The organism is Citrobacter sp. Cb080 (genome assembly GCF_030334745.1).
In the GTDB taxonomy this organism is placed as follows: Bacteria; Pseudomonadota; Gammaproteobacteria; order Enterobacterales; family Enterobacteriaceae; genus Citrobacter; species Citrobacter braakii.
On sequence record NZ_JAOWDG010000030.1, the window covers coordinates 154,180 to 166,204 of the forward strand.

At 53.0% G+C, this 12,025-nt stretch carries 10 protein-coding genes; 2 read left to right on the forward strand and 8 right to left on the reverse strand.

Annotation, left to right across the window (positions count from 1 at the left end):
• Positions 1–90: 90 nt before the first annotated feature.
• From OGV38_RS05815 to glpA, 5 genes are all read right to left on the reverse strand, one after another.
• Positions 91–372 (reverse strand): helix-turn-helix domain-containing protein, encoded by a 282-nt coding sequence (locus OGV38_RS05815; RefSeq protein WP_019077272.1) that lies wholly within the window; start codon positions 370–372, stop codon positions 91–93.
• Positions 353–682, reverse strand: coding sequence for a type II toxin-antitoxin system RelE/ParE family toxin (locus OGV38_RS05820; protein ID WP_019077271.1), 330 nt, complete (start codon positions 680–682; stop codon positions 353–355). The genes OGV38_RS05815 and OGV38_RS05820 overlap by 20 nt, the downstream gene beginning before the upstream one ends.
• A 394-nt stretch (positions 683–1,076) precedes the next feature.
• A complete protein-coding gene (gene glpC / locus OGV38_RS05825; protein ID WP_016153805.1) occupies positions 1,077–2,267 on the reverse strand; it encodes an anaerobic glycerol-3-phosphate dehydrogenase subunit GlpC in 1,191 nt (396 codons plus the stop codon).
• Positions 2,264–3,523: a glycerol-3-phosphate dehydrogenase subunit GlpB gene (gene glpB, locus OGV38_RS05830; RefSeq protein ID WP_200011534.1), complete on the reverse strand. Its 1,260-nt coding sequence runs from the start codon at positions 3,521–3,523 to the stop codon at positions 2,264–2,266. Before glpB ends, glpC begins: the two co-directional genes overlap by 4 nt.
• Positions 3,513–5,141 (reverse strand): anaerobic glycerol-3-phosphate dehydrogenase subunit A, encoded by a 1,629-nt coding sequence (glpA, locus tag OGV38_RS05835; RefSeq protein WP_200011531.1) that lies wholly within the window; start codon positions 5,139–5,141, stop codon positions 3,513–3,515. The genes glpB and glpA overlap by 11 nt, the downstream gene beginning before the upstream one ends.
• 270 nt (positions 5,142–5,411) lie before the next feature.
• Between glpA and glpT the strand changes: the two genes are divergently transcribed.
• On the forward strand, positions 5,412–6,770 hold the full coding sequence (gene glpT / locus OGV38_RS05840; RefSeq protein ID WP_016153802.1) for a glycerol-3-phosphate transporter: 1,359 nt from the start codon (positions 5,412–5,414) through the stop codon (positions 6,768–6,770).
• 3 nt (positions 6,771–6,773) lie between these two features.
• Positions 6,774–7,841 carry a glycerophosphodiester phosphodiesterase gene (glpQ, locus tag OGV38_RS05845; RefSeq protein WP_286473040.1) on the forward strand — a complete coding sequence of 356 codons (1,068 nt, stop codon included), beginning with the start codon at positions 6,774–6,776 and terminating at the stop codon, positions 7,839–7,841.
• A 172-nt stretch (positions 7,842–8,013) separates the two neighbouring features.
• Here glpQ and yfaE read toward each other — a convergent pair whose 3' ends face one another.
• The 3 genes from yfaE to nrdA form a co-directional block, all read right to left on the reverse strand.
• Positions 8,014–8,268, reverse strand: a complete 255-nt coding sequence (gene yfaE / locus OGV38_RS05850; RefSeq protein WP_286473041.1) for a class I ribonucleotide reductase maintenance protein YfaE — start codon at positions 8,266–8,268, stop codon at positions 8,014–8,016.
• Positions 8,268–9,398: a class Ia ribonucleoside-diphosphate reductase subunit beta gene (nrdB, locus tag OGV38_RS05855; RefSeq protein ID WP_016153799.1), complete on the reverse strand. Its 1,131-nt coding sequence runs from the start codon at positions 9,396–9,398 to the stop codon at positions 8,268–8,270. Before nrdB ends, yfaE begins: the two co-directional genes overlap by 1 nt.
• Positions 9,399–9,510: 112 nt before the next feature.
• A complete protein-coding gene (gene nrdA / locus OGV38_RS05860; RefSeq protein ID WP_016153798.1) occupies positions 9,511–11,796 on the reverse strand; it encodes a class 1a ribonucleoside-diphosphate reductase subunit alpha in 2,286 nt (761 codons plus the stop codon).
• Positions 11,797–12,025 lie beyond the last annotated feature (229 nt).

Below are 12,025 nucleotides of genomic sequence, written 5' to 3' on the forward strand. Positions count from 1 at the left end.
TGATTTTTATTGACTCACATAATATTCTTACCACGAAATATGCACGGAGATGATTTTCTCCAACAGACCGGCTCCGGAGTAACGGGTTAATCAATACAGGGCGATGACTGGTTTTTTGATGCCGCAGGCGTAGGCGTAGCGAGTCAATGTCTCAATACTGGCTTTGGTAATGTTATTTTCAAGGCGGGAAATAACCGGAGGCGTCACCCCCATACGTTCGGCAACCTGAGCTTTTGTCAGGTTGTTATGCCTCCGCCATTCTGCAAGCAGTTCTCTAAGCATCTCTTTGCGTTCTTCTTCCCGCCATGCAGCACGAAACTCATCATTCTGCATCCATTCGTTATGCAGTTCTTTATGGCTTACCAGTTTCATTAAGCACCTCCGCTAACCGATTTTTGGCGAGTTCGATTTCTTTTGCTGACGTTTTCTGTGATTTCTTGATGAAAACGCGGAGCATGATGATAGTGTTGCCTTTATGGTATAGCCAGATACCTCTGGCTATATCAGTACCCATCGTGCGGATCTCAAAAAGTCCATCGCCAAGAGGTTTCGTATCCGGCTCCCGCAACAACTGGGCGTTATGTTCCAGCTTACCAATGAGCCGGTCAAACTTAACCCGAATTTTTACGGGTAATGCAGTTGCTTCTGCCCTGGCCTCAGGGTGATAAACAACGCTAAACATATGGCTGCCCACTCCAAATAAATGTTAGCTCATAGGCTAATTCATAACCATTCAAAATTAACCTGAAGGCTAATTTATTTGACGATTGCCGCAGCAATCTGGTTACAGCCTGTCAGTATTGGTTTTGTGTGCTTCACATAATTATTCTCAGGATAAGAAACCATCTTTTAAAAACCGCATCGTACGGTGTTGATGTTGCTGATTTAGCCATGGTAGTCCGTCACCAGAGGGAGAAGATGGTGTGACGATACCTACGAATGACGCGGGCTGCATTTGAGGAATTGATTTTTTGCGTGGAGGAGTCAGAGATAAATACGTCCGGTTGCAACGTATTCAGTTATGTACAACGGCATTCGCAAAAATGCCCGGTAGCCAACGCCACCGGGCAACAGAATTAACCTAACGCTTTGGCAAGCAGGGTGATGGGGTGTTCGCAGCGCTTACTGGTAGACATCTCAATCTGCCATTTACAGGTTTCGCAGTCGGTGACGACGATATCAGCGCCGCTGTCTTCAATCTGGCGGAACAGCGGTGCGCCAATGGATTGCGATGTCGGGTAGTTTTCCTTTTTAAAGCCGTATGTCCCGGCAATCCCGCAACATTGCGAGTCCAGCACCGTTAGCTCCAGCCCTGGAATTTGTCGTAGCAGTTCCAGCGTGTAGAGCGTCCAGCCCATTTTCTCCATGTGGCATGGCGTGTGGTAGACCACTTTCAGCGGCAGCGTTTTCAGCGGCAGCGTTTTGCCTTCATCCAGCTTGCGCCACAGCCAGCGGGTTGCCAGTTCAATGTGTTCGCGTAGACCTGAGTTGTCGACGTCCAGCACTTCCGGATATTCATCACGCAGCGCAAAGGTGCAGGTTGATGAGGTGGCGATCACCGGAATGCCTTTACCGTCAATTGCTTCTCTGAGCGAGGCCACGTTGCTCACCGCCTGCTTACGCGCTTTATCGGTAAAGCCGTTGGCAATCAGCGGTACGCCGCAGCATTTCTCTTTGCTCAGCAGTTGCACCCCGGTTCCCATCGCATTCAACACTTTGATCAGATCTTTGCCGAGCTGCGGATGGTTGTAATTCACAAAACAGCCGTGGAAAAAGGCAACCTGATCCTGATATTGCGCTTGCTGCGCGGCAACGCTGCGATACCAGCGGCGGAAGGTGCCGAAAGAGTACTTCGGCAACGTACGGCGATGGTCGATTTTTAGCGCGTAATCCAGCAGCTGACGCACCGGTTTGAGTGAGGTGGCGGTATTCACTATCGGGGCGAACGGTGTGGACACGCTACCCATCAAATCGGTATGGCTTAAGACAAAGTTACGCAGCGACGGACGCGTTGTGTCGTATTTGGCGCGCGCGCGTTGGATGATATCGCCAATCTTCACATCTGACGGACAGGCTACTTCGCAACGCTTACAGTTGATGCAGTATTTCAGCGCATCGTCATATAACGCGCCATCTTTCAGGCGCAGACGCTCACCGTCCGGTCCGGCCTGTTTAGGACCAGGGTAGTTCGGATTGACGCGACTTACCGGGCAGGCCGTGGTGCACACCGTGCATTTGATACAACTTTCAAAACGTGTGTCGCTCATTGCTGGCCTCCTGCACGTTTCGCAATATGATGTGCGGCGTGTAAGGCGCTAACAGCGCACACGCCGCCTCCGCAACCCTGGGCGATAGGGTCGAATCCGCCGAGAACGGAACCGATGGCATACATGTTCTCTATCGTTTGTCCCGCCAGCGATGGGCGCAGCCCGGCATCGGTCGTAACGCCAAACTGCTGCCACGGTTGTGGGTCGAAGACGTCACGCTCATACCACTCGGCGCGCGTGGCGGTTTGCTGTACATCCAGCCCCAGGATAGGTTCGTAGATGGCCTCACGCGTGGCGACCAGTCCGCTGCTGAAGAAGCTGCCGCTGGCGAGCACGGCGAAACGTGGCCGCAAAGGAATATCGGCATGATTACGGGTCCAGATTTCGCTGACTACGCCGTCCTGACAGGTGATTTTCTTCACTTCATCACCCGGCATCCAGACGCCGCCCTGGCGCACAAACTGGCGCTGCAATTTGTTATGCAAACGCATACCCAGTACCGAAGGCGGTAGGGTCGGTAACAGCGTCAGCGAGCAGGGGAGGCGCTCGTTAAGCCATTGCCAGAGCTGTTCATCCGCCAGACCGAAGCAGGCCGGCATAATTATCATGTCGCAGGTTTTTGCTACTGGCAGTAAAGCGTCATAGAGCAGCGACCATTTATCTTCGTTATCCAGCAGGCGCGCAATATTGACGGCGCGAAACTCGGTCGGGTTATCACGCAGGACATCCAGCTCAGGCAGATCGATTTCTGCCGTCTCGACGCTGAGATTGCGTTGACGCAGTGACGCCGCGGCGAGATGTGCCTGAAAATCCAGTAAACCGCTAATACCTACAACGCAGATACGCTGCGCGGACAGCGGCCAGACCGAAACTTCCGGGGAACTTAACCAGGTTGAGCGCAGCGTTCCCAGCGGGGTGATGCGTTGATGTGACTGATGTACCTTGCCTTGCAAATGCGTTCCGCATTCTTCCAGCAGATTTTGCGCCTGCTGGGCCAGCTCCAGGACGTTGTGCGTTCCGATGGTGCTGTACGGGTGCGCGGGTGCCTGAGTGCGCAGCGCATTCAGGCCTGCTTCTATATCCGTCACCGGTTGGCCATCGGGTAAGTTGCTGAGCAAATCCAGTGAGCCGGAGGAGAAATGCAGGGCGCTTTGGCCGCGAGTGACAATCGCGCAGCGTAAACCGCTTTTTTGCAGTTGCAGGCCGCACAGTAGTCCGGCCAGGCCGCCGCCGATAATGACGGTATCAAATTTCATCCTGGTACTCCTTTTCCAGACCGCACAATCCCTGATAAACCCAGCGTGTGAATTCGCTTTCGCGCAGCGCATCTCCCCAGGCGATAGGCTGCACGCCTTTCCAGCGTTCATTGAGGAAATCGGAAAGCTGGGTAATAGATTGCGCGGCGGTGGTGACATTAAAACGTTGCAGCAAACCTGCGGCGCGGCAGGCACACAATTCGCCCTGGCAGGTTCCCATTCCAACACGGGTACGGCGACGCAAATCCAGCAGGCTGTTGACGGTCAAATTCTCGACGGCGTACTGCACTTCACCTGCAGTAACCGCTTCGCATTCACAGACCAGGCTGCGGTGCTGACGACCTTCGCTAAGCCACGCTGGGGTGCGATCGCCGTGACGGTAGACCGCTGAGCCGCGCAGTGGCGCGGGCAACGAGATCACGCGTTTGAGCGTATGCTCGGTCGATTCTTGTGAGCCAGGCAGCGCCTTGTCTGCCGTTGTGCAAGGTTGGGTATTGCCCAGCTTACGGCAAACGGCATCGGTGGCCCACTCTGCCATCAGGCGGTAGGTCATCAATTTGCCGCCAGTAATGGTGATAAACCCGTCCAGTCCGTCACGCTGGGCATGATCGAACAGTACAATCCCACGGCTGACGTTACGGCCACTTGGATCGTCGTCGCTGGCTACCAGAGGACGCACGCCGGAGTAGGCGCGTAAAATGCGCGTTTTCGCCATAATCGGCGCCAGTTTCTCGCCTTCACGCAGCAGTATATCGACCTCTTCTGCGGTGACGCGGTTGCTGTCGATATCATCGTAATCAATGTGCTGTGAGGTGGTACCAATCAGCGAAATGGTATCACCGGGCACCAGGATATCGGCGTCAGACGGCTTACGACAGCGGTTGATGACATGCTGGTTAATGCGGTGATCCATAATCAGCAGCGAACCTTTGGCCGGGAACATACGGATGCTCAGATCGGCATATTCCGCAATGCGCTGGCCCCAGATCCCGGCGGCGTTGACGACTACCGGTGCATGCAGAGACTGCATCTCACCCGTCAGATGATTGCGTACGTTCACGCCGCAAACCGTTGCCCCTTCACGAATCAGTCCCGTCACTTCATGCGCCGTTAAGATTACTGCGCCATGCTCACGCGCATCCAGCATGTTGGCGGCGGTTAAGCGGAAAGGATCAACCGTGCCGTCCGGCACTTTTACCGCGCCAATCAGCTGTGGGTTGACGGAAGGTTCGATAATGCGCGCCTGCTTAGGGTCAATTGCTTCTGCGCGAATACCAGCCTCTTCACAGGCGCGAATAAAGGTTGCCTGGAAGGAGAGTTCATCTTCCGGCAGGGTAATAAACAGACCGTCCGTCGGCTCAACGCAATGACGGGCGATACGTTTGAGAATTTGGTTTTCGCTGATGCACTCCCGGGCAGATTCAGCGTCGGTGACGGCGTAGCGTGCACCGCTGTGCAGCAGACCGTGGTTACGTCCGGTCGCCCCTGTGGCGATATCGTGGCGTTCCACTAAGATGACGCGCAACCCGCGCAGCGCACAATCGCGTGCGATCCCTGCACCTGTTGCTCCTCCACCAATGATAATCACGTCACTTGTTTGCGAGTCGCGAATTTTCATTGTTTTTCCTCACAGTTCGTTTTTTATCATTTAGCCACATAAAAAACATGGATTGTTTGATTTCGCGCATAATCGCTCATTATTCGAAAATGAAACGTGATTTCGTGCGCCTTTATGAACATTTGTCATAAATCTGTAACAATATGTGCAGCGTTTCACATTTTTGTTATGTATCTTTCCTTAACATCGCGGCCACACTGGGAGCGGTAGGGTAGTAATGACGAACTGCAGTGTTTACTTCGAATGAAAGACGGCCACGGAGGCTACACTATGTTGAGCATTTTTAAACCAGCGTCACACACGGCGCGTTTGCCTGCAGCGGAGATCGACCCGACATATCGTCGATTACGTTGGCAGATCTTTCTGGGGATTTTCTTTGGTTATGCCGCGTACTATCTGGTACGTAAGAACTTTGCCCTTGCGATGCCGTATCTGGTTGAGCAAGGTTTCTCGCGTGGCGATCTGGGTTTTGCGTTATCCGGTATCTCCATTGCTTACGGATTTTCGAAATTCATCATGGGGTCCGTTTCGGATCGCTCGAATCCGCGCGTTTTCCTGCCAGCGGGTCTGATCCTGGCCGCCGCAGTCATGTTGTTCATGGGCTTTGTGCCGTGGGCGACTTCGAGCATTGCGGTTATGTTTGTGCTGCTGTTCCTCTGCGGATGGTTCCAGGGAATGGGGTGGCCGCCGTGTGGTCGTACCATGGTGCACTGGTGGTCGCAGAAAGAGCGTGGGGGCATTGTTTCCGTCTGGAACTGTGCGCACAACGTGGGCGGTGGTCTGCCTCCTCTGTTGTTCCTGCTGGGTATGGCCTGGTTCAATGACTGGAAAGCGGCGCTGTATATGCCTGCTTTCGGTGCGATCGTCGTCGCGCTGTTTGCTTTTGCTCTGATGCGTGATACGCCGCAGTCTTGTGGCCTGCCGCCTATCGAAGAGTACAAGAACGACTACCCGGACGATTACAACGAGAAAGCGGAAGAAGAGCTGACTGCGAAGCAGATCTTCATGCAATACGTACTGCCGAACAAACTGTTGTGGTACATCGCTATCGCCAACGTGTTTGTTTATCTGCTGCGCTACGGCATCCTGGACTGGTCCCCGACCTATCTGAAAGAAGTGAAACATTTCGCGCTGGATAAATCATCCTGGGCCTACTTCCTGTATGAATATGCGGGTATTCCGGGCACGCTGCTGTGCGGCTGGATGTCGGATAAAGTCTTCCGTGGCAACCGTGGTGCGACCGGCGTGTTCTTTATGACGCTGGTGACTATCGCGACTATCGTCTACTGGATGAACCCGGCAGGCAACCCGAACGTGGATATGGCTTGTATGATTATCATCGGCTTCCTGATCTACGGTCCGGTAATGTTGATTGGTCTGCATGCGCTGGAACTGGCACCGAAAAAAGCGGCGGGTACGGCGGCTGGCTTTACCGGTCTGTTCGGTTATCTCGGCGGTTCCGTAGCGGCGAGCGCCATTGTTGGCTATACCGTTGACTTCTTCGGTTGGGACGGCGGCTTTATGGTGATGATTGGCGGTAGCGTGCTGGCGGTTATTCTGCTGGTGGTCGTCATGATTGGCGAAAAACGCCATCACGAAGAGATCGCACTGAAGCGTAACGGGGGCTAATAGATGAAAACCACATTGAAAAGTCTCAGCGTGGCGCTAATGCTGACAGGTATTGTGGTGAGCAGCGCGGCGGTTGCCGCAGAAAAAATCGTGATTGCGCACCGTGGCGCCAGCGGTTATCTACCGGAGCATACGCTGCCAGCAAAAGCGATGGCTTATGCTCAGGGGGCTGATTACCTGGAACAGGATTTGGTGATGACCAAGGACGACCATCTGGTTGTCCTGCATGACCACTACCTTGACCGCGTCACCGATGTTGCCGAGCGTTTCCCGGATCGTGCGCGTAAAGATGGGCGCTACTACGCTATCGACTTTACGCTGGATGAGATTAAATCGCTGAAATTTACCGAAGGCTTTGATATCGAAAATGGCAAAAAGGTCCAGACCTACCCGGGGCGTTTCCCGATGGGTAAATCTGATTTCCGTGTGCACACTTTCGAAGAAGAGATTGAGTTTGTTCAGGGATTAAATCATTCAACCGGTAAAAACATTGGCATTTACCCGGAAATGAAAGCGCCGTGGTTCCATCATCAGGAAGGGAAGGACATTGCGGCTAAGACGCTGGAAGTGCTGAAAAAGTACGGGTACACCGACAAGAACGACAAGGTTTATCTACAGTGTTTTGATGTCGCAGAGTTAAAGCGCATTAAGAATGAACTGGAACCGAAGATGGGGATGGATCTCAATCTGGTACAGTTGATTGCGTACACTGACTGGAATGAAACTCAGGAGAAAAAGCCGGACGGTAGTTGGGTTAATTACAACTACGACTGGATGTTTAAACCGGGTGCCATGAAGCAGGTTGCGCAGTATGCGAACGGCATTGGGCCGGACTATCACATGCTGATTGATGAGAAGTCGAAGAAAGGCAATATCTCGTTAACGGGCATGGTACAGGACGCGCATCAGAATAAGATGGTGGTGCATCCTTATACCGTTCGTGCCGATCAACTGCCGGATTACACCACTGACGTAAACCAGCTGTATGACATTCTGTATAACAAGGCGGGCGTTGACGGGCTGTTCACCGACTTCCCCGACAAAGCAGTGACATTCCTGAATAAAGAGTAATGGCACAAGGTCTGTGATGCACCTCCGGTCACAGGCCTGGTTGGATCAAACGTTATTAACGGCTAGATAAGGCCGTCTGCCGTCAACGTGGCCATACCTGCCTCCAGGAGAAATAAAGAGCTGCCGTCCATCGGCGGCTCTTTTTTAGTCGTAATTTTTATCCCGCCATGCGTTACAGCTCTATTTCAATATCGCCTTTTGCCCGACAGCAGCAGGGCAAAATTTCATCTGGCTGAATGAAGGCCGGAGGTTCGGCAATCCAGTCGACCTGTCCCGCTACCAGACGAGTACGGCAGGAGCCGCAATAACCTGCGCGGCACTGGTATTCAACTTCAACATTGTGCGATTCGAGCGCGGCAAGCAGGGAAGGGTGTTCATCCTGGCACAGCAGTTGTGTGCCAGAGATGCGCAGAGTAACGCGGCCCATCAGAGCTGGAAGTTACTCAGGTCGTCGGTATCGACTTCCGAATCGATCTGGCCGACCAGGTAAGAGCTGACTTCCACTTCCTGCGGCGCAACCTGCACGTTATCAGACACCAGCCAGGTGTTGATCCACGGGATTGGGTTAGAGCGGGTCTGGAACGGCAAGTCGAGTCCGACAGCCTGCATACGGATGTTGGTGATGTACTCAACGTACTGGCACAGAATGTCTTTATTCAGGCCAATCATTGAGCCGTCACGGAACAGATAATCCGCCCACTCTTTTTCCTGCAGCGCGGCCTGTACGAACAGGTCGTAGCATTCTTGTTTACACTCTTCGGCGATTTCCGCCATTTCCGGATCGTCCACGCCGCTGCGCAGCAGATTCAGCATATGCTGGGTCCCGGTCAAATGCAGGGCTTCATCGCGGGCGATCAGGCGAATAATTTTCGCGTTGCCTTCCATCAGTTCACGTTCGGCGAAGGCGAAGGAGCAGGCGAAGCTGACGTAGAAGCGGATCGCTTCCAGCGCGTTCACGCTCATCAGGCACAGATACAGCTTCTTCTTCAATTCACGCAGGCTTACGACAACCGTTTTACCGTTAACGGTATGCGTGCCTTCGCCCAGCAAATGCCAGTAGCTGGTCATCTCAATCAATTCGTCGTAATAGCTGGAAATGCCTTCCGCGCGTTTCTGGATCTGCTCGTTGGTGACGATGTCATCAAACACCACCGCCGGATCGTTCACGATGTTACGAATGATGTGGGTGTAGGAGCGGGAGTGGATCGTTTCTGAAAACGCCCATGTTTCCACCCAGGTTTCCAGCTCAGGGATCGAGATTAACGGCAGTAGCGCTACGTTCGGGCTACGTCCCTGAATGGAGTCCAGCAGCGTCTGATATTTCAGGTTACTGATGAAGATATGCTTTTCATGTTCCGGCAGCGCCTGGAAGTCGATGCGATCGCGAGAAACATCAACTTCTTCCGGACGCCAGAAGAAAGAGAGCTGCTTCTCGATCAGTTTTTCGAAGATGTCATATTTTTGCTGATCGTAGCGGGCGACGTTCACCGGCTGGCCGAAGAACATCGGTTCCAGAAGTTGGTTATTTTTCGTCTGTGAAAAAGTGGTGTATGCCATTGATGTGAATCCTTTGTGGGATGAGTGCCGGATGGCGTTACAAGCACCCTTTCCGGCCTACAAACCAAGCTACTGTAGGCCGGGTGAGCCTGGTGCCACCCGGCATCGTTCATCAGATCTTACATGCGCCGCTTTCGCAGCCGTCGTCCTGAATGGACGGCACCAGATCGTCCTGAGAATCTTCCGCACCGTCACGGGTGTTTTGATAATACAGCGTTTTGACACCAAATTTGTAGGCGGTGAGCAGGTCTTTCAGCAACTGCTGCATCGGTACTTTTCCGGATGGGAAGCGCGACGGATCATAGTTGGTGTTGGCGGAAATCGACTGATCGATAAATTTCTGCATGATACCTACCAGCTGCAAATAGCCATCGTTGTTCGGCATTTCCCACAGCAGTTCGTACGCGTCGTGCAGGTGTTCGTAGTCCGGCACGACCTGGCGCAGAATACCGTCTTTCGACGCTTTGATGCTCACATAGCCGCGCGGTGGTTCAATACCGTTGGTGGCGTTAGAGATCTGCGAAGAGGTCTCCGATGGCATCAGGGCTGACAGCGTGGAGTTACGCAGACCGTGCGTTTTGATGGATTCGCGCAGTTGTTCCCAGTCCAGATGCAGCGGCTCGTTGACAATAGCATCGAGATCTTTTTTATAGGTATCGATCGGCAGAATACCTTTGGAGTAGGTCGTTTCGTTAAACCACGGGCACGCGCCTTGCTCTTTCGCCAGCTCGTTAGAGGCTTTCATCAGGTAATACTGAATGGCTTCAAAGGTTTTGTGAGTCAGATTGTTCGCGCTGCCGTCAGAATAACGCTTACCGTTTTTCGCCAGCCAGTAGGCGTAGTTGATCACGCCAATACCCAGCGTACGGCGACCCATCGCGCCGCGTTTGGCGGCAGGAATCGGATAATCCTGATAATCGAGCAGCGCATCCAGCGCGCGTACCGCCAATTCGGCCAGCTCTTCCAGCTCGTCCAGGCTGTTGATAGCACCGAGGTTAAATGCGGACAGCGTACACAGCGCAATTTCGCCGTTTTCGTCGTTAACGTCGGTCAGCGGTTTGGTCGGCAGGGCGATTTCCAGGCACAGGTTAGACTGGCGCACCGGAGCGACAATTGGATCAAACGGGCTATGGGTGTTGCAGTGGTCAACGTTCTGAATATAGATACGCCCGGTAGAGGCACGTTCCTGCATCATCAGTGAGAACAGCTCAACGGCTTTGACGCGTTGCTTGCGGATACTGTCGTCGTTTTCATATTTGGTGTACAGACGTTCGAATTCGTCCTGGTCAGCGAAGAACGCATCATACAGGCCTGGAACGTCGGACGGGCTGAACAGCGTGATGTCGCCGCCCTTCAGCAGACGGGTGTACATCAGTTTGTTGATCTGTACGCCGTAGTCCATGTGACGCACGCGGTTGCCTTCGACGCCACGGTTGTTTTTCAGGACCAGCAGGCTTTCAACTTCCAGGTGCCACATTGGGTAGAACAGCGTTGCAGCACCGCCGCGTACGCCGCCCTGGGAGCAGGATTTTACCGCGGTCTGGAAGTGCTTGTAGAACGGAATACAACCGGTGTGGAACGCTTCACCGCCGCGGATCGGGCTACCCAGCGCACGGATGCGACCGGCGTTGATACCGATGCCGGCGCGCTGGGAAACGTATTTCACAATCGCGCTGGAGGTGGCGTTGATGGAGTCCAGGCTGTCGCCGCACTCGATCAGTACGCAGGAGCTGAACTGACGGGTAGGGGTGCGCACGCCGGACATAATCGGCGTCGGCAGCGAAATTTTAAACGTAGAAACGGCGTCGTAGAAACGTTTTACGTATTGCAGACGCGTTTCACGCGGATAGTTAGAGAACAGGCACGCCGCTACCAGAATGTAGAGGAACTGCGCGCTTTCATAAATCTCACCGGTAACACGGTTTTGTACCAGGTATTTACCTTCTAACTGCTTCACCGCAGCGTAGGAGAAGGTCATATCACGGTCGTGTACGATGAACGAGTCCATCTGCTTGAACTCTTCTTCCGTGTAGTCTTCCAGCAGATGATTGTCGTATTTGCCCATTTCAACCATTTTCACGACATGGTCGAACAGTTTCGGCGGTTCAAACTCGCCGTAGGCTTTTTTGCGCAGATGGAAAATCGCCAGGCGAGCAGCCAGGTACTGATAATCCGGTGCCTCGCGGGAGATCAGGTCGGCGGCAGCTTTGATGATTGTTTCATGGATATCGGATGTCTTGATACCGTCATAAAACTGAATGTGGGAGCGCAACTCGACCTGAGAAATCGATACGTTATTCAGTCCTTCTGCCGCCCAATCCAGAACGCGGTGGATTTTGTCGAGATTGATGCGCTCTGTACTACCATCACGCTTTGTCACCAGCAGACTCTGATTCATGTGGTTTTTTACCTGTCCGTGAAAGAAAAAATATCCCCCATATTATCCACAAAGTCATGTTGTGACTAAGTCTGTGGATAAATACTATATGTAGGGGTTGTTTGATAAAGTAGACGCTATATGGTGAGTATTCTAGTAGGGATTCTTTTCAGTACAAGAGTTGATTTTGAGGTTAAATTGAGGTTGCAAAAGGGTAATAATCGCTAAGTGCGCGTCTTATAAGGCCTGG